The organism is Streptomyces sp. NPDC005202 (assembly GCF_040608235.1).
Classification (GTDB): Bacteria; Actinomycetota; Actinomycetes; order Streptomycetales; family Streptomycetaceae; genus Streptomyces.
In genome coordinates, this window is sequence record NZ_JBEXHW010000009.1 from 141924 (window position 1) to 164563 (window position 22640).

At 70.6% G+C, this 22640-nt stretch carries 17 protein-coding genes and 2 pseudogenes; 6 read left to right on the top strand and 13 right to left on the bottom strand.

What is annotated here, in order from left to right; genetic code table 11:
• Positions 1–23 precede the first annotated feature (23 nt).
• Entirely contained in the window at positions 24–1655 is a 1632-nt protein-coding gene (pruA, locus tag ABZV31_RS16770; RefSeq protein WP_355893925.1) for an L-glutamate gamma-semialdehyde dehydrogenase, read from the bottom strand.
• A 51-nt stretch (positions 1656–1706) separates the two neighbouring features.
• Positions 1707–2633 (bottom strand): proline dehydrogenase family protein, encoded by a 927-nt coding sequence (locus ABZV31_RS16775; RefSeq protein ID WP_355893927.1) that lies wholly within the window; start codon positions 2631–2633, stop codon positions 1707–1709.
• Between the two features lie 178 nt (positions 2634–2811).
• On the opposite strand from ABZV31_RS16775, the gene ABZV31_RS16780 reads away from it, so the two are divergent.
• On the top strand, positions 2812–4167 hold the full coding sequence (locus tag ABZV31_RS16780; RefSeq protein ID WP_355893929.1) for a helix-turn-helix domain-containing protein: 1356 nt from the start codon (positions 2812–2814) through the stop codon (positions 4165–4167).
• 227 nt (positions 4168–4394) lie between these two features.
• Positions 4395–4649 (top strand): annotated as a pseudogene (locus ABZV31_RS16785) (MFS transporter); the annotation flags it as partial.
• Positions 4650–4795: 146 nt separating this feature from the next.
• Here the strand turns inward: ABZV31_RS16785 and serA are convergent.
• From serA to ABZV31_RS16815, 6 genes are all read right to left on the bottom strand, one after another.
• Positions 4796–6385 carry a phosphoglycerate dehydrogenase gene (gene serA, locus ABZV31_RS16790; protein WP_355893930.1) on the bottom strand — a complete coding sequence of 530 codons (1590 nt, stop codon included), beginning with the start codon at positions 6383–6385 and terminating at the stop codon, positions 4796–4798.
• Positions 6386–6668: 283 nt separating this feature from the next.
• The gene (gene ilvC, locus ABZV31_RS16795) at positions 6669–7667 is read right to left on the bottom strand and encodes a ketol-acid reductoisomerase (protein WP_355893933.1); all 999 of its coding nucleotides are present in this window, start codon (positions 7665–7667) and stop codon (positions 6669–6671) included.
• A 136-nt stretch (positions 7668–7803) separates the two neighbouring features.
• On the bottom strand, positions 7804–8328 hold the full coding sequence (gene ilvN / locus ABZV31_RS16800; protein WP_355893934.1) for an acetolactate synthase small subunit: 525 nt from the start codon (positions 8326–8328) through the stop codon (positions 7804–7806).
• Between the two features lie 20 nt (positions 8329–8348).
• The gene (locus ABZV31_RS16805) at positions 8349–10205 is read right to left on the bottom strand and encodes an acetolactate synthase large subunit (protein ID WP_355893937.1); all 1857 of its coding nucleotides are present in this window, start codon (positions 10203–10205) and stop codon (positions 8349–8351) included.
• Positions 10206–10442: 237 nt separating this feature from the next.
• The gene (locus ABZV31_RS16810) at positions 10443–13592 is read right to left on the bottom strand and encodes an EAL domain-containing protein (RefSeq protein ID WP_355893940.1); all 3150 of its coding nucleotides are present in this window, start codon (positions 13590–13592) and stop codon (positions 10443–10445) included.
• Positions 13593–13991: 399 nt separating this feature from the next.
• Positions 13992–14942 (bottom strand): 2-hydroxyacid dehydrogenase, encoded by a 951-nt coding sequence (locus ABZV31_RS16815; protein ID WP_355893943.1) that lies wholly within the window; start codon positions 14940–14942, stop codon positions 13992–13994.
• Between the two features lie 78 nt (positions 14943–15020).
• Between ABZV31_RS16815 and ABZV31_RS16820 the strand changes: the two genes are divergently transcribed.
• Together ABZV31_RS16820 and ABZV31_RS16825 are read left to right on the top strand one after the other, a co-directional pair.
• Positions 15021–16019 carry an aldo/keto reductase gene (locus tag ABZV31_RS16820; protein ID WP_355893946.1) on the top strand — a complete coding sequence of 333 codons (999 nt, stop codon included), beginning with the start codon at positions 15021–15023 and terminating at the stop codon, positions 16017–16019.
• Positions 16020–16158: 139 nt separating this feature from the next.
• Positions 16159–17334, top strand: a complete 1176-nt coding sequence (locus ABZV31_RS16825; RefSeq protein WP_355893948.1) for a PQQ-dependent sugar dehydrogenase — start codon at positions 16159–16161, stop codon at positions 17332–17334.
• A gap of 22 nt (positions 17335–17356) precedes the next feature.
• Here the strand turns inward: ABZV31_RS16825 and ABZV31_RS16830 are convergent, their stop codons facing one another.
• A complete protein-coding gene (locus ABZV31_RS16830) occupies positions 17357–17545 on the bottom strand; it encodes a DUF6191 domain-containing protein (RefSeq protein WP_355893951.1) in 189 nt (62 codons plus the stop codon).
• Between the two features lie 88 nt (positions 17546–17633).
• Between ABZV31_RS16830 and ABZV31_RS16835 the strand changes: the two are divergent.
• A pseudogene (locus tag ABZV31_RS16835) lies at positions 17634–17936 on the top strand (IS200/IS605 family accessory protein TnpB-related protein); the annotation flags it as partial.
• Positions 17937–17946: 10 nt separating this feature from the next.
• On the opposite strand, the gene ABZV31_RS16840 reads toward ABZV31_RS16835, so the two are convergent.
• Entirely contained in the window at positions 17947–18294 is a 348-nt protein-coding gene (locus ABZV31_RS16840) for a hypothetical protein (protein WP_355893954.1), read from the bottom strand.
• A gap of 188 nt (positions 18295–18482) precedes the next feature.
• On the opposite strand from ABZV31_RS16840, the gene ABZV31_RS16845 reads away from it, so the two are divergent.
• Complete coding sequence (locus tag ABZV31_RS16845; protein WP_355893956.1) at positions 18483–19286, top strand: methyltransferase domain-containing protein; 804 nt, start codon at positions 18483–18485, stop codon at positions 19284–19286.
• A gap of 81 nt (positions 19287–19367) precedes the next feature.
• Here ABZV31_RS16845 and gatB read toward each other — a convergent pair whose 3' ends face one another.
• Genes gatB through gatA form a run of 3 tightly spaced genes read right to left on the bottom strand, consistent with a single transcriptional unit; the run spans position 19368 to position 22637 of the window.
• Positions 19368–20882, bottom strand: a complete 1515-nt coding sequence (gatB, locus tag ABZV31_RS16850; protein ID WP_355893959.1) for an Asp-tRNA(Asn)/Glu-tRNA(Gln) amidotransferase subunit GatB — start codon at positions 20880–20882, stop codon at positions 19368–19370.
• Between the two features lie 16 nt (positions 20883–20898).
• Positions 20899–21141: a hypothetical protein gene (locus tag ABZV31_RS16855; protein ID WP_355893962.1), complete on the bottom strand. Its 243-nt coding sequence runs from the start codon at positions 21139–21141 to the stop codon at positions 20899–20901.
• A complete protein-coding gene (gene gatA, locus ABZV31_RS16860; RefSeq protein WP_355893965.1) occupies positions 21138–22637 on the bottom strand; it encodes an Asp-tRNA(Asn)/Glu-tRNA(Gln) amidotransferase subunit GatA in 1500 nt (499 codons plus the stop codon). Before gatA ends, ABZV31_RS16855 begins: the two co-directional genes overlap by 4 nt.
• Between the last annotated feature and the right edge of the window lie 3 nt (positions 22638–22640).

A 22640-nucleotide genomic window follows, 5' to 3' on the forward strand; every position in this document is an offset into this window, starting at 1 on the left:
GCCCGGCGGGTGCGAGGGGCGGGTCAGCCCATGTGCGGGTAGGTGTAGTCGGTCGGCGGGACCAGCGTCTCCTTGATGGCGCGGGTCAGGGTCCAGCGCAGCAGGTTCTGCGGGGCGCCGGCCTTGTCGTTGGTGCCGGAGGCACGGCCGCCGCCGAAGGGCTGCTGGCCGACGACGGCGCCGGTCGACTTGTCGTTGATGTAGAAGTTGCCGGCCGCATAGCGCAGCTTCTCCGCCGTGTAGGCGGCGGCCGCGCGGTCGTTGGCGATGACCGAGCCAGTCAGGGCATAGTCGGACACCGACTCCATCTGGGTCAGCATCTCGTCGTACTTGTCGTCCTCGTAGACGTACACGGCGAGGATCGGACCGAAGTACTCCGTACGGAAGACCTCGTTCTCCGGGTCGGTGCACTCGATGACGGTCGGGCGGACGAAGTAGCCGACCGAGTCGTCGTAGGTGCCGCCCGCGACGATCGTGCAGGTCGGGTCCTCCTTCGCCCGGTCGATCGCCGCCTTGTTCTTCGCGAAGGCACGCTCGTCGATGACCGCGCCGATGAAGTTCGACAGGTCCGTCACGTCGCCCATGGTCAGGTGGTCGACCTCGGCCGCGAACTCCTCCTTGAACCCGGAGTTCCAGATCGAGGCAGGGATGTACGCCCGGGAGGTGGCCGAGCACTTCTGGCCCTGGTATTCGAAGGCACCTCGGGTCAGCGCCGTCTTCAGGACCGCGCGGTCGGCCGACGGGTGGGCGACCAGGAAGTCCTTGCCACCCGTCTCGCCGACCAGCCGCGGGTACGAGCGGTACTTCTCAATGTTGTTGCCGACCGTCTTCCACAGGTACTGGAAGGTCTTGGTCGAGCCGGTGAAGTGGATGCCGGCCAGGTCGCGGTGCTCCAGGGCGACCTTGGAGACCTCGATGCCGTCGCCGGTGAGGAGGTTGATGACGCCCCTGGGCAGGCCCGCCTCCTCCAGCAGCTGCATCAGCAGCACAGCGGCGTGGGTCTGGGTCGGGGACGGCTTCCAGACCACCACGTTGCCCATGAGGGCAGGGGCCGTCGGCAGGTTGCCCGCGATCGCCGAGAAGTTGAACGGCGTGATCGCGTAGACGAAGCCCTCCAGCGGGCGGTGGTCGAGGCGGTTCCAGACGCCCGGGGAGTTGGCCGGGGGCTGCTCGGCCAGGATCTGGCGGGCGTAGTGGACGTTGAACCGCCAGAAGTCGACCAGCTCGCACGGGGTGTCGATCTCGGCCTGCTGGACGGTCTTCGACTGGCCGAGCATGGTGGAGGCGGCCAGCGTCTCCCGCCAGGGACCGGCCAGCAGCTCGGCGGCGCGCAGGATGATCGCGGCGCGGTCGTCGAAGGACATCGCACGCCAGGCGGGCGCGGCGGCCAGGGCCGCGTCGATGGCGTCCTGGGCGTCCTGCTGGGTGGCGTTGCGATAGGTGCCGAGGACGGCCTTGTGGTTGTGCGGCTGGACGACCTGGAAGGCCTCACCGCCGCCCATCCGCTTCTCGCCGCCGATGGTGCAGGGCAGGTCGATCGGGTTGTCGGCCAGCTCCTTCAGCTTGGCTTCCAGGCGGGCGCGCTCGGGCGAGCCAGGGGCGTAGCCGTGCACCGGCTCGTTGACGGGGGTGGGGACCTGGGTCACAGCGTCCATGGGTTCCGTAACTCCTTGACTTGAGCGGTGTTCTCGAGCGGTGGTGCGGACTCAGCCCTTGCTGACCATCGAGCGGAGGAAGAAGCGCAGGTTGGCCGGCTTCTCCGCGAGACGGCGCATGAAGTAGCCGTACCAGTCGGTGCCGTAGGCGGTGTAGACGCGCATGCGGTGGCCCTCGGCGGCCAGCCGCAGGTGCTCGTCGCTGCGGATGCCGTAGAGCATCTGGAACTCGTACTCGTCCAGCTTGCGCCCGGCGCGCCGGGCCAGCTCCTGCGCGATGGAAATGAGCCGTGGGTCGTGGGACCCGATCATCGGGTAGCCGTCGCCCTCCATCAGGATCCGCAGGATCCGGACGTACGCCTTGTCGATCTCGTGCTTGTTCTGGTACGCGACCTCGGCGGGTTCCTTGTACGCGCCCTTCACCAGGCGCACGCGGCTGCCGCTCGCGGCGAGGCGGCGGGCGTCGGCCTCGGTGCGGTAGAGGTAGGCCTGGATGACGCAGCCGGTCTGCGGGAAGTCCTTCCGCAGCTCGTCGTGGATGGCGAACATCGAGTCGAGGGTGGTGTGGTCCTCCGCGTCCAGGGTGACCGTGGTACCGATGGCGGCGGCGGCCTCGACGACGGGGCGGACGTTGGCGAGCGCGAGCTCGTGGCCGCCGTCCAGCGCCTGGCCGAACATGGACAGCTTCACGGACATCTCGACCTTGGGGCCGAGCTGCAGGTCCTTGAGCCGGTCGACCAGCTCCAGATAGGCGTCCCGGGCGGCGGTGGCCTGCTCGGGGGTGGTGATGTCCTCGCCGACCACATCCATGGTCAGCTCCAGACCCTTGCCGGTCAGGTCCTTGATGATCGGGACGACGTCGTCCACGGTCTCGCCGGGGATGAAGCGGTCGACGACCTGCTTGGTCACCGGGGCCGCCGAGATCAGGCGTCGCATCCGGTCGCTGCGCGACGCGGCAAGAATCACGGGACCCAGCACGGGGCACCTCCAACAAGCAACAGATGGCCGAAACCCAACCATTCAGGGACGGCACGGAGAACCACCGTGAAAGTTAAGGATTTCACCGATCGTCGGCCATCGACAGCTGTCACGCATCCGTGCCTGGGATCTCAGACAGGTGTATGAGGGCGCTGCGAAAATGCGGGAGAATGCCCGAGTGGCGGCGGATTACAAGGGTGACTACCAGGAGCTGGTCGACGAGATCTCGGAGCTGCTCGGCGCGCCCGCGACCCTGGAGAACCGGAACTTCGAGCTGATCGCCTTCGGTGCCTACGACAGCGAGTGCGACCTCGATCCGTCGGCCCTGGACCCGGTGCGCACCCGCTCGATCCTCACCCGCCGTTCCACGGCGGCGGTCCGCAAGTGGTTCGAGGGGTTCGGCATCACCCGCGCCACGGGCCCCGTCCGGATCCCGCCGACCCCGGAGGCGGGCGTGTACCGGGGACGGATCTGCCTCCCCGTACGCCATCGGGGTGTCGTCCTCGGATACGTCTGGCTCCTGGAGAACGATCCCGGGCCCACCGAGCAGCAGCTGGCGTCCGCCATGCGGGTGACCGGGCGGATCGGCGCGTTGCTCGCGGACGAGGCGCAGCACGGCGCCGACCTCACCCGGGAGCTGCGGGCGGTGCTGACCGCCGAGCGCGGCTGGCCGCGGGACATGGCGGTGGCGGAGCTGCGCACGGCCCTGGGCGCCCGCGCGGACGGCCCCCACACGGTGGTGTGCGTGGCCCCGTGGCCCTCGGCCGAGCCCGACGACGCCCCGTCGTTCCGCACCTTGCCGGGCGCGACGGCCTTGTGCACCGTGCCCTGGGGCACGACCGCCCAGTGCCTCGCCCTGCTGGTCCGGCTGCGCTCGACGGACACGCTGGCCCCGGCGGTATCGGCGGCGGCCCGGTTGCTGGAACGGGCCCGGGCGGGGGCGGTGCCCGGGACGGGAGCGGTGCCCGGGACAGGAGCGGTGCCCGGAGCAGGAGCGGTGCCCGGGACGGGAGCGGTGCCCGGAGCAGGAGCCCTCGGCGGAGCTGGCGGTGGGGCCGGAGGCCGAGGCGGGCCTGCGGCAGCGGGCGGGGTTGCCGGCGAGGCCGGGGCCGCCCACGGGACGAGGGCCGCCGCCGGGATCGCCGCCGCGCGGATCGGACTCGCGGAGGTGGGCACCGCCTGGGCCGAGGCATCGGCGGCGGCGCGGGCCGCGCTGGCGGAGCCGCGGCTGGGGCCGATCGCGGAGTGGGCGTCGATCGGCCCGTTCCGCCTGCTCACGGCGCTGCCCCCGGAGACCGCCCACGACCCAGCCGTGCGCGCCCTCCTCTCCCCCGCCCACCACGAACTCGCCCGCACCGCCGAGGTCTACCTCGACTGCGCCGGGCAGGCCGGCCGGACCGCTGCCGAGCTGGGCATCCACCGCCAGACCCTCTACTACCGCCTGTCCCGGGTGGAGCAGCTGACGGGCCTCGATCTGGACGACGGCGAGGACCGCCTGCTGCTGCACATGGCTCTGAAGGCGGCGCGGCTCTAGGCCGCGCGGTCGCGTGCCGGTCCGCCGCCGACGCCCGGCACATCCCCACGGCCGCGATGCCATCCCTGATCGCACGCTCCGTCACCTGGCCGAACCCGAGAACGAGTTGAGGACGCTTCGCCTCGCGAGAAGCACGGCAGGGGCGCGGGACGGGCGGGTCAGGTCCGGTTGACGCCCTCGATCACCCGGCGCAGCCCCTCGGTGAGCTGGTCGGCGTCGGTCGCCGAGAGATCCCGTCCGCGGCCCCGGCCGAGGCCCGCGAAACCCTGAGCGGCGCCCTCGCCGTCGCCGGGCAGCTTCCGGGGCGTGCGGGTGAGACCCTGGCAACGGCGGCAAGGGAGGCCTTCACCAGCGGAATGCAGGGCGCGGCGATCGTCGGCGCGACGCTCCTGGCCCTCTCGGCGATCGCGGCGACGACGACCCTGCGCCGGATCCACGTACGGCAGGCACCGGTGGCGGAGGCGGAGGAGGCTGTGGCCTGAGGGCACTCACCGCACGTGCAAAGCAAACGCCGGACGGGCTGACTTGTCAGCCGTCCGGCGTTCGAGGACGAGCCCGTTCAGTGCGAACGGGGGTCCGGGGCGGAGCCCCCAGGGAGCCCAGCAAGCCGCCCCCAGGGTCGGCAACCTCAGACCAGGTTCACGGACCGAGCCGACGTCGCCCCGATCTCCGCCGCAACCTCGGCCAGCACGTTGGGGGGCACCGTGTCGTCGACCGTCAGCACCGCCAGCGCCTCCCCGCCGACCGCCGCCCGCGACACCTGCATGCCGGCGATGTTGATGCCCGCCTCGCCGATGATGCGGCCGACCGTGCCGACGACACCCGGACGGTCCTCGTAGCGCAGGACGACCATGTGGTCGGCGAGGGCGAGGTCGACGTCGTAGTCGCCGACCGCCACGATCTTCTGGACGTGCTTCGGGCCGGCCAGCGTGCCGGAGACCGACACCTCCTCGCCGCCCGCGAGCGTGCCGCGCACAGTGACGACGTTGCGGTGGTCGGCCGACTCGGAGCTGGTGGTCAGGCGCACCTCCACGCCCCGCTCCTGGGCGAACAGCGGCGCGTTGACGTACGACACCGTCTCGTCGACGACGTCCTCGAAGACGCCCTTGAGCGCCGACAGCTCCAGCACCTTCACGTCGTGCTGGGTGATCTCGCCGTACACCTCGACGTCGAGGCGGACCGCGACCTCGCCCGCGAGCGCGGTGAAGATGCGGCCGAGGCGCTCGGCGAGCGGCAGACCCGGCTTGACGTCCTCGGCGATGACACCGCCCTGGACGTTCACCGCGTCCGGCACCAGCTCACCGGCGAGGGCGAGGCGGACGGACTTGGCGACCGCGATGCCCGCCTTCTCCTGCGCCTCGTCCGTCGACGCGCCGAGGTGCGGGGTGCAGACGACCTGGTCGAACTCGAACAGCGGCGAGTCCGTGCACGGCTCCTTGGCGTACACGTCCAGGCCCGCGCCCGCGACACGGCCCTCCTTCAGCGCCGAGTACAGCGCCTCCTCGTCGACGATGCCGCCGCGCGCAGCGTTGACGACCCGCACGCTCGGCTTGACCTTGCGCAGCGCCTCGTCGCCGATCAGGCCGATCGTCTCGGGGGTCTTGGGCAGGTGGACGGTGATGAAGTCCGAGACCTCAAGCAGCTCGTCCAGCGACAGCACCTTGACGCCCATCTGCGCGGCCCGCGCGGGCTGCACGTAGGGGTCGTAGGCGACGATCTTCATGCCGAAGGCGGACATGCGCTGGGCGACCAGGGCGCCGATGCGGCCGAGGCCCACGACACCGAGGGTCTTTTCGGCGAGCTCGACGCCCGTGTACTTGCTGCGCTTCCACTCGCCGTTCTTCAGCGCGGTGTTGGCCTGCGGGATGTTGCGGGCGGTGGAGAGGATCAGACCGCAGGCCAGCTCGGCGGCGGTCACGATGTTGGAGGTGGGGGCGTTGACGACCATCACGCCGGCCTTGGTGGCGGCCGAGACGTCGACGTTGTCCAGGCCGACGCCGGCTCGCGCGACGACCTTGAGCTTGCGCGCGGCGGCGATCGCCTCGGCGTCGACCTTGGTGGCCGAGCGGATCAGGATCGCGTCCACGTCGGCGATGGCGGGGAGCAGTTCGGCTCGGTCAGCGCCGTTGCAGTGCCGGATCTCGAAGTCCGGGCCGAGCGCGTCGACGGTCGCGGGCGACAGCTCTTCAGCGATGAGTACGACAGGTTTCGAGCTCACGTGAGTCCTCACAAGTCCAATGCATGCGGACGGCCGTCCCGACGGCCGCAGGCGGAGGAGGGGGGCTAGCCGCGTGGAAGACGCACGACGCTGTGGGCCTGACGCGTTTGTTAGTGCAGCAGTGTAGTGGCGCCGCCTGCGTCGTATTACGCCGCTGCGGAAGGATCACCCGTCCGTGGCTGGCCGGGGTGGACAACGCAGTGAATCCCCTGAGACAACCGACATTACCCCGGGTTCGCCGAAAGGGGCCGGAGCACCCGCTCCGACCCCTCGGCCGTGGGGCTTACGCCTCCTCGTTCACCCAGCTCATGAGCTTGCGCAGCTCCTTGCCGGTGGTCTCCAGCAGGTGCTCGGAGTCCTGCTGCTTGTACTCGTTGTACTTCTTCAGACCGCCGTGGTACTCGTCCATCCAGTTCCGGGCGAAGGAGCCGTCCTGGATCTCGGCGAGGACCTTCTTCATCTCGGCCTTGGTGGCGTCGGTGATGATGCGCGGGCCGGTGACGTAGTCGCCCCACTCGGCGGTCTCGGAGATCGACCAGCGCATCTTCTCCAGGCCGCCCTCGTACATGAGGTCGACGATCAGCTTCAGCTCGTGCAGGCACTCGAAGTAGGCGATCTCCGGCTGGTAGCCCGCCTCGACCAGAGTCTCGAAGCCGGCCTTCACCAGGGCGGAGGTGCCACCGCACAGCACGGCCTGCTCGCCGAACAGGTCGGTCTCGGTCTCCTCGGTGAAGGTCGTCTTGATGACGCCGGCGCGGGTGCCGCCGATGCCCTTGGCGTACGACAGCGCCAGCGCGAACGCGTTACCGGAGGCGTCCTGCTCGACGGCGGCGATGCAGGGAACGCCGCGGCCCTCCTCGTACTGGCGGCGCACCAGGTGGCCCGGGCCCTTCGGGGCGACCATGCAGACGTCCACGCCGGCCGGGGGCTTGATGAAGCCGAAGCGGATGTTGAAGCCGTGGCCGAAGAACAGCGCGTCGCCGTCCTTCAGGTTCGGGGCGATGGACTCCTCGTAGACCTGGGCCTGGATCGGGTCCGGCACCAGGATCATGATGACGTCGGCCTCGGCGGCGGCCTCCGACGGGGTCACGACGCGCAGGCCCTGCTCCTCGGCCTTGGCCTTGGACTTGGAGCCCTCGTGCAGGCCGACCCGGACGTCGACACCCGAGTCGCGCAGCGACAGGGCGTGGGCGTGGCCCTGGCTGCCGTAGCCGATGACCGCGACCTTGCGGCCCTGGATGATGGACAGGTCGGCGTCAGCGTCGTAGAACAGCTCGGCCACTTTGGGTTCTCTCCTTGGTGTGCAGGTGTTGCGTCCCACCGTATGCCGGTGAGGGGAAGGGAAGTTTCGGGGTCTCGGTATACGGGCGGCCGACCGGCCGCCCGTATCCGGTCGTGAGTGAATCTTCTACGAGTTACTACGCGGACCGGTCGAGGGCGCGCAGGGAACGGTCCGTGATCGAACGCGCGCCGCGGCCGATCGCGATCGTGCCGGACTGGACCAGCTCCTTGATGCCGAACGGCTCCAGCATCTTGAGCATGGCCGACAGCTTGTCGTTGCTGCCGGTGGCCTCGATGGTGACGGCCTCCGGGGAGACGTCGACGGTCTTGGCGCGGAACAGCTGGACGATCTCGACGATCTGGGAGCGCGTCTCGTTGTCGGCGCGCACCTTCACCAGAACGAGTTCGCGCTGCACGGCCTGCGACGGCTCCAGCTCGACGATCTTCAGCACGTTGACGAGCTTGTTGAGCTGCTTGGTCACCTGCTCCAGCGGCAGGTCCTCGACGTTCACCACGATGGTGATGCGGGAGATGTCGGGGTGCTCGGTGACGCCGACCGCGAGCGAGTCGATGTTGAAGCCGCGGCGGGAGAACAGGGCGGCGATCCGGGCGAGGATGCCCGGCGTGTTCTCCACCAGGACGGAGAGCGTGTGCTTGGACATGTCTGGTTGCTCTTCCTCGCTCAGTCGTCTTCGTTGTCGCCGAAGTCGGGGCGGACGTCCCGGGCGGCCATGATCTCGTCGTTGGAGGTGCCGGCGGCGACCATCGGCCACACCATCGCGTCCTCGTGGACGATGAAGTCGACGACGACCGGGCGGTCGTTGATGGAGTTCGCCTCCTCGATGACCTTGTCGAGGTCCTCCGGGGACTCGCAGCGGATGGCGTAGCAGCCCATGGCCTCCGACAGCTTCACGAAGTCGGGGACGCGGGTGCCGCTGCTCGGCTGCTTGCCGTCCGCCTCGGGGCCGGAGTGCAGGACGGTGTTGGAGTACCGCTGGTTGTAGAAGAGGGTCTGCCACTGGCGGACCATCCCGAGGGCGCCGTTGTTGATGATGGCGACCTTGATCGGGATGTTGTTCAGGGCGCAGGTGGTGAGCTCCTGGTTGGTCATCTGGAAGCAGCCGTCGCCGTCGATCGCCCAGACGGTCCGGTCCGGCTGTCCGGCCTTGGCGCCCATCGCCGCCGGGACGGCGTAGCCCATGGTTCCGGCGCCGCCGGAGTTCAGCCAGGTGGCGGGCTTGTCGTACTGGATGAAGTGCGCGGCCCACATCTGGTGCTGGCCGACGCCCGCCGCGAAGATCGTGCCCTCCGGCGCGAGCTGCCCGATACGCTCGATGACCTGCTGCGGGGACAGGGAGCCGTCCTCGGGCTGGTCGTAACCGAGCGGGTAGGTCTCGCGCCAGCGGTTGAGGTCCTTCCACCAGGCGCTGTAGTCGCCCTTGTGGCCCTCGCTGTGCTCCTTCTGTACGGCCTGGATCAGGTCGGCGATGACCTCGCGGGCGTCGCCGACGATCGGCACGTCGGCGACGCGGTTCTTGCCGATCTCGGCCGGGTCGATGTCGGCGTGGACGATCTTGGCGTGCGGCGCGAAGCTGTCCAGCTTGCCGGTGACGCGGTCGTCGAAGCGGGCTCCGAGGGCGACGATCAGATCGGCCTTCTGCAGCGCGGTGACGGCGGTGACCGAACCGTGCATGCCCGGCATTCCCACGTGCAGCGGGTGGCTGTCGGGGAATGCGCCGAGCGCCATCAGGGTGGTGGTGACGGGCGCTCCGGTGAGTTCCGCGAGGACCTTCAGCTCGGCGGTGGCGCGGGCCTTGAGGACGCCGCCGCCGACGTAGAGAACGGGCCGCCTGGCGGAGGTGATGAGCTTCGCCGCCTCGCGGATCTGCTTGGCGTGCGGCTTGGTGACGGGCCGGTAACCGGGCAGGTCCATCACCGGCGGCCACGAGAAGGTGGTCTTCGCCTGCAGCGCGTCCTTGGCGATGTCCACCAGGACCGGGCCCGGGCGGCCGGTGGAGGCGATGTGGAACGCCTGAGCGATCACCCGGGGGATGTCCTCGGCCTTGGTGACCAGGAAGTTGTGCTTGGTGATCGGCATGGTGATGCCGACGATGTCCGCCTCCTGGAAGGCGTCCGTGCCGATCGCCTTGGAGGCGACCTGGCCGGTGATCGCGACCAGCGGCACGGAATCCATGTGGGCGTCGGCGATCGGGGTGACCAGGTTGGTGGCGCCGGGGCCGGACGTCGCCATGCAGACGCCGACCTTGCCGGTGGCCTGCGCGTACCCGGTGGCCGCGTGACCGGCGCCCTGCTCGTGCCGGACCAGGACGTGGCGCACCTTGGTGGAGTCCATCAGCGGGTCGTACGCGGGAAGGATCGCACCGCCGGGAATGCCGAATACCGTGTCGGCGCCGACCTCCTCGAGAGAGCGGATGAGGGACTGCGCACCCGTGACGTGCTCGGGCGCGGACTGGTGTCCTCCGGATCGGGGCCGCGGCTGCGGGTGATGGGCCCCGGTGGCCTGCTCGGTCATCGGCATTCTCTTCTCGATGCTGAGGGTTTTTGCGAGGTTTGTGCGGGGTGCGACTGCTGTGCGACAGGTGCCTGTGCAACAAAAAACCCCTCGTGCCGTAGGGCAAGCGAGGGGAGCGCGCCGGTGAGGTCGCTGGGAATTCCGGATCGTCCTCCGGTGGGTCCCAGCTCAGCCGACGCGCTGTCCAAGTACGAGAATTCGGGTGCGCATGGCACTGACCCTCCCCCCGGCACGCACCCACTGTCAAGCGGGTGGGACGGGAGTCTCATTATGTGAGCGGAGGGCCGTACCGCCTCCGAGGACGGCCGTCACACCACCGGTGTACGCCCCCGCACCACCCCCGGCGAACGCCGGTTCGGCCGGTCCGTGCGGCACCGGGTAGTGGCCGGAGGTGAGCGCCTGGCGCAGCCGGTACTCGTCCAGCGGACCGGAGAACGCCATGCCCTGCCCGTGGGTGCAGCCCATCGCGCGCAGGGCGACGACCTGCTCCGGCAGGTCCACGCCGTCGGCCACGGACTGCAGCCCGAGGTCGGTGGCGATGCGCAGCAGACCGCTGGTGATCTTGTGCAGCCGCGCGGACTCGACGACGCCCTCGACCAGGCTGCGGTCGAGCTTCAGCACGTCGACGGGGAGCCGCCTGAGCGCCGTGATGGCCGCGTAGCCGCTGCCGAAGTCGTCGAGCGCGATCCGGACGCCGAGCCGTCTGAGGGCGGTCAGACGCCGCTCCAGCTCGTCCAGCGAGACCCGCGGGTCGGTGTCGGACAGCTCGATCAGCAGGGACCCGGGCGGCAGCCCGTGCCGGGTCAGCATGGCCTCGACCGAGCCGGGCGGCAGCGACCGGTCCAGCAGCCGGCGGGCGCCCATCCGGACCACCACGGGCACGGGCAGGCCGGTCGCGGCACGCTCGGCGGCCTGCTCGACCGCCTCTTCCAGCATCCACCGGCCCAGTTCGGCGGTCTTGTCACTGTCCTCGGCCACCCGCAGGAACTCGGCGGGCGTGGAGAGCACCCCTTGCGAGGAGCGCCAGCGCGCCTGGGCGGCGACCGAGGTGATCCGGCCGTTGTCCAGGCACACCACCGGCTGGTGCAGCAGCGTGAACTCGCCGTCGTGCAGGGCGGCCCGCAGCCGTGTGGCCAGCTCCGCCTTGCGGACGACGTCCTGCTGCATCTGCGGCTTGTACAGCTCCACGCGGCCCTTGCCGGCCGCCTTGGCGCGGTACATGGCGAGGTCGGCGTTGCGCAGCAACTCCCCCGCCCCGAGGCCCGGTTCGGCGAAGGCGACGCCGATGGACGCGGCGACCCGGACATCGTTGCCGTCGATGAGGTACGGCTGCGACAGCGTGACCCTGAGGCGGTCGGCGAGCTCCAGGATGTGCCCTTCGCGGGCGGTGCGGTCGCGGGTGCCGTCCCCGACGATGAGGGCCGCGAACTCGTCGCCGCCGAGCCGGGAGGCGGTGTCCCCGTGCCGGACCGCCTCCTGGAGTCTGCGGGCGGCCTGGACGAGCAGCTCGTCCCCGGCCTGGTGCCCGATCGTGTCGTTGACGGCCTTGAAGCCGTCCAGGTCGATGAAGAGCACGGCCGTGCCGCGGTCGGTGGAGCGGCGGCCGGACAGCACCTGCTGCACGCGCTTGGTGAACAGCGCGCGGTTGGGCAGGTCGGTGAGCGGGTCGTGCTCGGCGTTGTGCTGCAGCTGTGCCTGCAGGCGCACTCTCTCGGTCACGTCCCGGCTGTTGAAGATGAGGCCGCCGTGGTGGCGGTTGATGGTCGACTCGACGTTGAGCCAGCCGCCCTCACCGGACCGGAAGCGGCACTCGATGCGTGTAGTGGGTTCCTCGAGCGGGCTGGCGGCCAGGAAGCGGCGCACCTCGTGCACCACGCAGCCCAGGTCCTCCGGATGGATGAGACTGGCCAGTTCGGCGCCCACCAGCTCCTCCGCGGGCCGCCCGTACACCCCGGCGGCGGCCGGGGAGACGTACCGGAGTATGCCGTTGGGCGCGGCGATCATGATGACGTCGCTGGAGCCCTGCACCAGGGAGCGGAAGTGGTTCTCCTTCTGGGCCAGCTCCTGGGTGAGGGTGATGTTGTCGAGCAGCATGATGCCCTGGCGGACGACGAGGGCGAGCACAACGGCGCCCGCGGTGATCAGCACCACGCGGTCGACGCTGTGTCCGTTGAGCACGTTGTAGAGGATCCCCAGCGTGCACACGGCGGCGGCGAGGTACGGCGTGAGGGCGGCGAGGGAGCCGGCGATGGGCCGGCTGACCGGATATCGGATCTGATCACCTCCCTGCGCGGGCGGGTGGACGTACAGGCTGCGCATGGTCCGGCGTTGTCCGGGCACGTGCTCCCGCTTCACGCGCGTGTGCCCGTCGGCGACGGGCGCGTGCCCGTCCGCCTGTTGCCGGTCCATGACGCACGCGTGCCCGTCCGCCTGTTGCCGGTCCATGACGCGCGCGTGCCCGTCCGCCTGTTGCCGGTCCATGACGCGCGCGTGCCCGTCCGCCTGGTGCCGGTCCATGTCGTGCCGTTCGGCGGCCGCCTCCTGCCCGGACCGGGGTGCGGCCCAGGGGGCGTACGCCAGGAGCAGCGAGCCCGCGAACCAGCCCGCGTCCAGCAGCTGACCGGAGTGGTAGCTGTTGTGCAGCAGCGGCGAGGTGAACAGCGCGTCGCACATCACGGTCAGGGCGAGCGCGCCGATCGCGGTGTTCACGGCGGTGCGGTTGACCGACGAGCGCCGGAAGTGCAGCGCGAGCACCATGCTGACCAGGGCGATGTCCAGCAGCGGGTACGCCAGGGAGAGCGCGGTGTGCGCCACGCTCGGCCCGTCGAACTTGGCCGCCTGGGCGAGCGCGAGGCTCCACGACAGCGTGAGCAGCGATCCCCCGATCAGCCAGGCGTCCAGCGCCAGGCACACCCAACCCGCCTTGGTCACCGGCCGTTTGGCGAGCACCAACAGGCCGACGATCGCGGGCGGCGCGAAACACAGGAAGAACAGGTCGGCGCAACTGGGGCTGGGCACGGGCGCGTCGAGGACGACCTCGTACCACCCCCAGATTGCGTTGCCGAGGGACGCCATCGCCGAGGAGAGGGCGAACAGCAGCCACGCGGGTCGAAAGCGGACACGGTGGCTGCGGGCGTACAGGGCGCAGGACACGGCGGCGGTGCCGGCCGCGGCGCTCAGCCCGAAGTCACCCATGATCAGAGCGACCTCGCTGGAACCCCAGCCGAACGCGGAGCCGACGCCGTATCCCGCGCACACCAGCACCAGGACCAGTTGGGGGGCCAGGCTCAGCCTGCCGCCGGTGGCGGACCGGCGGGGCGGCAGCGCTCCCGACGACGGCTCCGCCCGCAGCACTCCGTCCAGGGTGGTCGTGGCGGGCGGGGGCGGGCTCACCGGACCCTCCCGGTCCGCGCTGCCGGGTCCCGCGGGTCCCGGTGCGCTGGGTGCGCTGGGTGCGCATGCCTCCTGCGGCCGCTGTGCCTACGGTGGTGTGGGCTGTGATGGCCCCCGTGACAGCTGTGATGGCCGCGTCTGCGCGCGGCCGTGCGCCAGGGTCGCCGCCGACGGCTCCGCCGCGTCGGATCGTTCGTCCATAGGCCGTGCATCGCCCGTCGCCCCCCTCACAAGTCTGAAATGTCCATCCCGGCGCCGAATGGTGCGCGGCGCAGCCCCTGTCGGGACGATACACCAGTCTCGTCACTCAGGGACATAGGTTCTCTACGCTCCGTGACGATCAGCGGGGAGCCGGGTACGGACCGCGTCCGAAGGGTTGCGGAGGGTACCCGAAGCGGATTACGGGCCGGTCGTGCCCGTCGTAAGGATCACGTTGGCGAGCGGCTCCCGGTTCACGAAGCGGCGCAACTGGTCCACCAGCAGCCGCTTGGCGCGCGGCAGGAACGCGGACGTGGGCCCGCCGACATGGGGGCTGATCAGCACGCCCGGCGCGTGCCACAAGGGGTGTCCCGGGGGCAGCGGTTCGGGGTCGGTGACGTCGAGGGCGGCGATGATGCGGCCCCTTTCCAGCTCGGCCAGCAGCGCCTTGGTGTCGACGACGGGACCGCGGGCGACATTCACGAGGAGCGCGCCGTCCTTCATCCGCGCGAGGAAGTCGGCTCCCACAAGGCCGCGCGTGGCCTCTGTCAAGGGCGTGGACAGGACGACGACATCGGCTTCCGGAAGCAGGGAGGGCAGATCGGTGAGCGGATGCACCGGACCGCGCGCCGTGGTGCGCTCGGAGCGCGCCACGCGCGCCACCCGCGCAACCTCGAACGGTGCGAGCCGGTCCTCGATGGCGGCGCCGATGGAGCCGTACCCCACGATGAGGACGTTCTTGTCGGCCAGCGCCGGACGGAAACCTCCCAGCCACTCCTCCCGGTCCTGGGCCCGTACCAAGTCGGGGATGCCGCGAAGCGAGGCGAGGATCAGGGCGAGGGTGAGCTCGCCCGTGCTCGCCTCGTGCACCCCGCGCGCGTTGCAGAGCTGCACCCCCGGGGGCAGGTGCTCCAGGCCCGGCTCCACGTGGTCGGTGCCGGCGGACAGCGTCTGCACGACCCGCACCGAGCTCATGCGGGGCAGCGGGCGTACGCCGACCTCGCTGGGCTTCATGTAGGGGACGACGTAGAAGACGCAGTCGGCGGGGTCCGCGGGGAACTCCTCGGCGCCGTCCCAGAAGCGGTAGGCGGGCCCCTCGGGGAGCCCTTCGATCTCGTCCGGCGGGATGGGCAGCCACACGTCAGCAGTCATGGTCAGGAGGCTATGTCAGGGGCGCGCGGACGCAGAGGTTAGGTTGGTGGGCCCCAGGAGAGGGAGGGTTACGGCCAGGTGGAGCGCAGGACGATCGGCGCGGCGGCACTCGCGGTGGGGGCCGTCGGACTCGGGTGCATGCCGATGAGCTGGGCGTACAGTGCGTCGCGGCAGCGGGGCGAGGAGTCCCTCAGGGCGGTGCACCGGGCGCTGGACGTGGGCTCGACGCTCCTGGACACGGCCGACATGTACGGCCCGTTCACCAACGAGCTGCTGGTGGGGCGGGCGTTGAAGGAGCGGCGCGAGGACGCCTTCGTGTCGACGAAGGTCGGCCTTCTGGTGGGCGAGCAGCACATCGTGGCCAACGGCCGCCCCGGCTATGTGAAGCGGGCCTGCGACGCGTCGCTCAGGCGTTTGCAGACGGACGTGATCGACCTCTACCAGCTGCACCGCGCCGACCCCGAGGTCCCGATCGAGGAGACCTGGGGGGCGATGGCGGAGCTCGTGCGGGCCGGAAAGGTGAGGGCGTTGGGTCTGTGCGCCGTGGGTGCCCGCGGCGGGCGCCGGTCCGGGGCGCGGCTGCACGACGGGACGATCCGGCAACTGGAGCGGGTGCAGCAGGTCTTCCCGGTGAGCGCGGTGCAGGCCGAGCTGTCGGTGTGGTCGACGGAGGCGCTGGAGGCGCTGCTGCCGTGGTGCGAGGCTCGCGGGGTCGGCTTCCTGGCCGCGATGCCGCTCGGCAACGGTTTCCTGACCGGCACGCTGACCCCCGGCGAGGGCTTTGAACCGGACGACGTGCGCGCCCGCCACCCCCGCTTCACCGCCGAGATGATGGCCGCGAACCAGCCGATCGTCGCCGGCCTGCGCCGCGTGGCCCGACGCCACGGCGAGGACGTCACCCCGGCCCAGGTCGCCCTGGCGTGGGTCCTTGCCCAGGGCCGCCACGTCATCCCGGTACCGGGCACCAAGCAGGAGCGCTGGGTCACGGAGAACGCGGGTGCGGCGGACCTGCGACTGACCCCGGAGGACCTGGCGGAGGTGGCTCGGCTTCCGGCGGCGCAGGGGTCGTGGGACTGACGGGTGGGAGGCCTGGGACTGACGGGTGGGCGGTGCGGAGTCCGTGACGGGCTCGGGCCGGTGCATCGGATCGCGGTGATCGGGAACCTGGAAGGTGCGGGCGGTGTAAGACAAGTAGGACCCGCCGCGTCGAAGGGACATGATCGTGCAACGTCGAGCTGTGACGGCCGTGTTGGCCGCTACCGCGGTGCTGCTGACGGCCGGCTGCTCCTCCGACGGCGGAGGCGGCTCGTCGGGCGGCGGTGACAGCGCCTCGCCGAGCCGAACGGCCGCGGGTTCCTCGCCCACCGGGCGTGCGGCCGGCGAGACCGCGCCGCCCGCCAAGGGCTCGGTGAAGGTGCTGCGCACGGTCGCGGAGGGCCTGAACACACCTTGGGGCCTGGCTCCCCTGCCCGACGGCGATCTCCTCGTCTCCTCCCGCGACCAGGGCACGATCACGCGGGTCGACGACAGGACGGGGAAGAAGACCGAGCTCGGCAGGGTGTCCGGGGTGTCACCGGCCGGCGAGGGCGGCCTCCTCGGCATCGCGCTCTCCCCCGACTACGCCTCGGACCACATGATCTACGCGTACTTCACCTCGGCCTCGGACAACCGCATCGTCCGCATGCTGTACGCCGAGAAGAAGCCGTCCGGGGAGCAGTTGGGCGCACCCGACACGATCTTCAAGGGCATCCCCAAGGGCATCATCCACAACGGCGGCCGGATCGCCTTCGGCCCCGACAAAATGCTGTACGCGGGCACGGGCGAGAGCGGTGAGCGGGGCCTGGCCCAGGACAAGGAGTCGCTCGGCGGCAAGATCCTGCGTCTGACCCCCGAGGGCGAACCGGCCCCGGGCAACCCGTTCCCGCACTCCCCGGTGTACTCGTACGGCCACCGCAATGTGCAGGGGCTGGCCTGGGACGACAGACAGCGCCTGTTCGCCTCGGAGTTCGGGCAGGACACCTGGGACGAGCTGAACGCGATCAAGCCGGGCGACGACTACGGCTGGCCGGACGCCGAGGGCACATCCGGCAACCCGAAGTACCACAACCCGATCGCCCAGTGGCACACCGAAGAGGCCTCCCCCAGCGGCATCGCCTACGCCGAGGGCTCCGTCTGGATGGCGGGCCTGAAGGGGCGGCGCCTGTGGCGCATCCCGTTGAAGGGCACGGAAGCCTCGGCGGCCCCGCAGGCCTTCCTGAGCGGGGCGTACGGCCGCCTGCGCACGGTGGTCTCGGCGGGCGGCGGCAAACTCTGGCTGGTCACCAGCAACACGGACGGCCGGGGCACACCGAAGAAGGGCGACGACCGCATCCTGGAGCTGGAGGTGAAGTGAAGTGAAGTGAACCGCCCGGTTCTCACTCCTCGGCGGACTCCTCTTCGTCCGGCCCGGACAGCCGCACCACCACCTTCCCGGACGCGAGGTCTATCGGGCCCCTGCCGGGGTCGTTGTCCCCGACGTCCTCCCGGGTCAGCTCCAGCCGGTTCTGCTCGTCGCGGGTGTGCTTGCGGCCTGGTGCGAACAGTTCCTCGAACGCGTTGAACATCGCTCTCCCTTTCGCGAGGCCGCGCACGGCCCCGGCTACTCGTCGTCGATCAACGACTGATCGAGGACGGCCACCGAGACGAGGATCAGAAACCACCCGCCACGACGCGGCCGCCGTGGCGATCGGAAGGCGCGCCCAGGGACACCCCATCCGGCGACGGACGGCACCGCCCCCACACGACCAGAGCGATCGTGCGGGGCATCGGACCGCCCAGGCCCGATGGGAGGTCCCTGGGCGTGAGGGAACCCGCCCCCGCATTCCCGGACCATGGACACGATCCGTCGACGCCGGATGCGGAGCGAACGCAGGGAACCAGAACGCCCAACACCGTTCGGGGCGTTCGGCTGAGCATGAGTCCTGGCAACAGGACTCACTCCCGCTCAGTCTTTAGGAACGGTTGCTCAGTCGGACTGGTCCCCGAGCGCCATCACCATCACCCCGGCGATCAGCAGCCACAGCGCCCGCCGGGTGCGGCCCCGGGAACCCAGGAAGGCCGCGAGCGCGCAGACAGCGGCGCCGAGGGCGTAGGCGGCGGGGACGAGGGCCGGGGCCGAGCCGGTCAGGCGCAGCAGCGACGCGGCGAGGCCGGCGAGCGTCAGCAAGGCCCCGGCCCCGGCCGCCGCCCAACGGGCCCGGCGCGCCTCCCCGGCCGGGTCCTCGACGTCTTCCTCGTCCTCTACGCCGGCAGCCTCGACGTCCTCCAGTTCGGCTGTCTCGGGGTGCGTTTGGGAATCGGCGCGTCCACTCATGGCGGGCGAGCGTAGCGCCTCCGGCTGAGGAAAACCGCGTGCGGGTGGCAGGCGGCGCTTGTTAGCCTCCGCGCGACCACCGTCCTCGGCTCCTCGCCGCCGACCAGGGCAGGTGCATTGTTTGAAGGTCCGACCGAGCTCCTACGCGCCCCTTTCGTTCCCCAAGGACCCAAGGAGCCCGTTCACCGATGTCCGACTTCACCTCGAGGACTTCGACCGACGACCTCACTAGCCGCCTGACCCACGCCCGTTACCCGCACAGCAACCGCTACGACGTCCGCTGGATCGTCGACAACCAGATGGGCCCGCACCCGCTGTGGCTGCTGGAGTGGCTGGCCCCAGCTCTGGGACTGGACTCCCTGCCCTCCGGTGCACGGGTCCTCGACCTGGGCTGCGGCCGGGCGCTGACCTCCGTCTTCCTGGCCAGGGAGTACGACCTCCGGGTCACCGCGGCCGACCTGTGGATCAAGCCCGACGAGAACCCCCGCCGCGTCGCCGAGGCGGGCGTCGCCGACCGGGTGCTGCCGGTGTACGCCGAGGCGCACGACCTGCCGTTCGGCGAGGGCACCTTCGATGCGATCGTCTCCATCGACGCATACCAGTACTTCGACACCAACGACCTGTACCTGCCCACCCTGACGCGGTTGCTGAAGCACGGCGAGCGGATCGGCGTCGTCGTACCGGCGCTGCGCGAGGAGCCGGAAGGCGTCGAGCCGCCGGAGCACCTCAAGCTGTACTGGGACCCCGACTTCTGGGCGTTCCACTCCCCTGCCTGGTGGCGGCGCCACTGGACGCGCAGCGGGGCCGTGGCGGTCGAGGCCGCCGACTGGCAGCCGGACGGCTGGCGGGACTGGCTGCTGTGGAGCGAGGTGTGCGCCGAGGAGAGCCCGAGCGAGGTCATGGCGGGCATGGCCCGCGAGTCGGCAGCGATGCTGCGCGCAGACGAAGGCCGCGCGCTGGGCTTCGCCCGTGTCGTGGGGCGGCGCCTGTGATGACATGCCCTGAAAACTGACGGCATGCCCAGGGGGATGCATCGCAGCCGATGCATCCCCCTGGGGCGACTTGATGAGGGCTCAGCCCTCGCTGACGCCCAGCTTCTCCAGGATCAGCTCCTTGACGCGGGCCGCGTCGGCCTGGCCGCGGGTGGCCTTCATGACCGCGCCGACCAGGGCGCCGGCCGCGGCCACCTTGCCGCCGCGGATCTTGTCCGCGATGGCCGGGTTGCCGGCGATGGCCTCGTCGACGGCGGCGGTGAGCGCGCCCTCGTCGGAGACGACCTTCAGGCCGCGCTTGTCGACGACCTCGTCCGGGGTGCCCTCGCCCGCGAGGACGCCCTCGATGACCTGGCGGGCCAGCTTGTCGTTCAGGTCGCCGGAGGAGACCAGCTCGGTGACCCGGGCGACCTGCTGCGGCGTGATCGGCAGCTCGTCCAGGGCCTTGCCGGACTCGTTGGCGTGCCGGGCGAGTTCGCCCATCCACCACTTGCGGGCGGAGGCGGCGTCGGCACCGGCCTCGATGGTGGCGACGATCGGCTCCAGGGCACCGGCGTTGAGGATCGCCTGCATGTCGGTCGCCGAGATGCCCCATTCCTCGCGGAGCCGGTTGCGGCGGACCAGCGGCAGTTCGGGCAGCGCGGCGCGGATCTCCTCGACCCACTCGCGCGGCGGGGCCACCGGCACCAGGTCCGGCTCCGGGAAGTACCGGTAGTCCTCGGCCTCCTCCTTCACTCGGCCCGAGGTCGTGGTCCCGGTGTCCTCGTGGAAGTGGCGGGTCTCCTGGACGATCGTGCCGCCGCTGCTGAGGACGGCCGCGTGACGCTGGATCTCGTAGCGGCAGGCGCGCTCCACCGATCGCAGCGAATTGACGTTCTTCGTCTCGGAGCGGGTGCCGAACTTGTCGCTGCCCTTGGGCATCAGCGACAGGTTCACGTCGCAGCGCATCTGGCCCATCTCCATGCGGGCCTCGGAGACGCCGAGCGCCCGGATGAGCTCGCGCAGCTCGCGGACGTACGCCTTGGCCACCTCGGGGGCGCGCTCGCCGGCGCCGACGATCGGCTTGGTGACGATCTCGATGAGCGGGATGCCGGCGCGGTTGTAGTCCAGCAGGGAGTGGGACGCGCCGTGGATACGGCCGGTGGCGCCGCCGACGTGCGTCGACTTGCCGGTGTCCTCCTCCATGTGGGCACGCTCGATCTCCACGCGGAAGGTCTCGCCGTCCTCCAGCTGCACGTCGAGGTAGCCGTTGAAGGCGATCGGCTCGTCGTACTGGGAGGTCTGGAAGTTCTTCGGCATGTCCGGATAGAAGTAGTTCTTCCGGGCGAAGCGGCACCACTCGGCGATCTCGCAGTTCAGCGCGAGACCGATCTTGATCGCGGACTCGACGCCGGTCGCGTTGACGACGGGGAGCGAGCCGGGCAGGCCGAGGCAGGTGGGGCAGGTCTGGGTGTTCGGCTCGGCGCCAAGGGCGGTGGAACAGCCGCAGAACATCTTGGTCTTGGTGCCGAGTTCGACATGGACCTCGAGGCCCATGACGGGGTCGTACGACGCCAGCGCGTCCTCGTACGACACCAGGTCGGTCGTGGTGGTCACGGTGAAAACTTCCCTCTCAGCCCAGCAGGACGTCGTCGTCGCCCAGCCGCTTCAGCTCGCGGTAGAGGATGGCGAGGCCGGTGACGATGGCGGCGGCGGACACGGCCGCGTCGATCAGGCGCAGCGTGTCGCTCTCCAGGCGGGCCTTCTTGGCCTGCTTGACGACACTGATCGCGCCGAACGCGGTGGTGGCCATGGACAGGTACGTACCGGACCGGGACTTCTTGAAGCCCTTGGCCTTGGACAGTGCCTTACTCACAGCGACGGAGCCTCCTCGAGCAGCGGGTGCCCCCACTTTTCCACGAACGCGGCCTCGGCGGCGGCGCCGACCTTGTACAGGCGGTCGTCCTTCATCACCGGGGCGATGATCTGCAGGCCGACCGGGAGGTTGTCCTCCGGCGCGAGGCCGCAGGGCAGGGACATGGCCGCGTTGCCCGCCAGGTTGGTCGGGATGGTGCACAGGTCCGCGAGGTACATCGCCATCGGGTCGTCGGCGCGCTCGCCGATCGGGAAGGCGGTGGTCGGGGTCGTCGGGGAGACGATCACGTCGACCTGCTCGAAGGCCTTGTCGAAGTCCCGCTTGATGAGCGTGCGGACCTTCTGGGCGCTGCCGTAGTACGCGTCGTAGTAGCCGGAGCTCAGGGCGTACGTGCCGAGCATGATGCGGCGCTTGACCTCGGGGCCGAAGCCCTCCTCACGGGTGAAAGAGGTGACCTCTTCGGCGGAGTGCGTGCCGTCGTCGCCGACGCGCAGGCCGTAGCGCAGGCCGTCGAAGCGGGCCAGGTTGGACGAGCACTCGGACGGCGCGATCAGGTAGTAGGCCGACAGGGCCAGGTCGAAGGACGGGCAGTCCAGCTCGACGATCTCGGCGCCCAGCTTCTTGAGCAGCTCGACGGACTCGTCGAACCGCTGGATGACGCCGGCCTGGTAGCCCTCGCCGCGGAACTGCTTGACGACGCCCACGCGCATGCCCTGCACCGAGCCGTTGCGGGCGGCCTCGACGACCGGCGGGACCGGGGCGTCGATGGAGGTGGAGTCGAGCGGGTCGTGCCCGGCGATCACCTCGTGCAGCAGGGCCGCGTCCAGCACCGTACGGGCGCAGGGGCCGCCCTGGTCGAGGGAGGACGAGAAGGCGACCATGCCGTACCGGGAGACCGCGCCGTAGGTCGGCTTCACGCCGACCGTGCCGGTGACCGCGGCCGGCTGGCGGATGGAGCCGCCGGTGTCGGTGCCGATGGCGAGCGGGGCCTGGAAGGAGGCGAGCGCGGCGCTCGACCCGCCGCCGGAACCGCCCGGGATGCGGGTGAGGTCCCACGGGTTGCCGGTCGGGCCGAAGGCGCTGTTCTCGGTCGAGGACCCCATGGCGAACTCGTCCATGTTGGTCTTGCCGAGGATCACGACGTCGGCGGCCTTCAGCTTCTTGGTGAGGGTCGCGTCGTACGGCGGGATCCACCCCTCGAGGATCTTGGAGCCGACCGTGGTCGGCACGCCCTCGGTGGTGAAGATGTCCTTGAGGGCGAGCGGCACGCCGGCCAGCGGGCCGAGCCTCTCGCCGCGCGCCCGCTTCTCGTCGACGGCGCGGGCCTGCGCGAGGGCGCCCTCGCGGTCGACGTGCAGGAAGGCGTGGACCTTCTCGTCGACGGCCTCGATCCGGGCCAGGTGGGCCTCGGTGACCTCGACGGCCGTGAGCTCACCGGAGGCGATCTTCTCGGCGGTCTCGGCGGCGGTGAGCTTGATGATGGGGGTGTCCGTCATGGC

Bases quoted from the DNA above. Each gene is read 5' to 3' on its own strand.
- ABZV31_RS16845 (WP_355893956.1), top strand. From the start codon at position 18,483: ATGTCCGACTTCACCTCGAGGACTTCGACCGACGACCTCACTAGCCGC.
- ABZV31_RS16840 (WP_355893954.1), bottom strand. From the start codon at position 18,294: ATGAGTGGACGCGCCGATTCCCAAACGCACCCCGAGACAGCCGAACTG.
- ABZV31_RS16825 (WP_355893948.1), top strand. From the start codon at position 16,159: ATGATCGTGCAACGTCGAGCTGTGACGGCCGTGTTGGCCGCTACCGCG.
- ABZV31_RS16830 (WP_355893951.1), bottom strand. From the start codon at position 17,545: ATGTTCAACGCGTTCGAGGAACTGTTCGCACCAGGCCGCAAGCACACC.
- ilvN (WP_355893934.1), bottom strand. From the start codon at position 8,328: ATGTCCAAGCACACGCTCTCCGTCCTGGTGGAGAACACGCCGGGCATC.
- gatA (WP_355893965.1), bottom strand. From the start codon at position 22,637: ATGACGGACACCCCCATCATCAAGCTCACCGCCGCCGAGACCGCCGAG.
- ABZV31_RS16805 (WP_355893937.1), bottom strand. From the start codon at position 10,205: ATGCCGATGACCGAGCAGGCCACCGGGGCCCATCACCCGCAGCCGCGG.
- ABZV31_RS16815 (WP_355893943.1), bottom strand. From the start codon at position 14,942: ATGACTGCTGACGTGTGGCTGCCCATCCCGCCGGACGAGATCGAAGGG.
- pruA (WP_355893925.1), bottom strand. From the start codon at position 1,655: ATGGACGCTGTGACCCAGGTCCCCACCCCCGTCAACGAGCCGGTGCAC.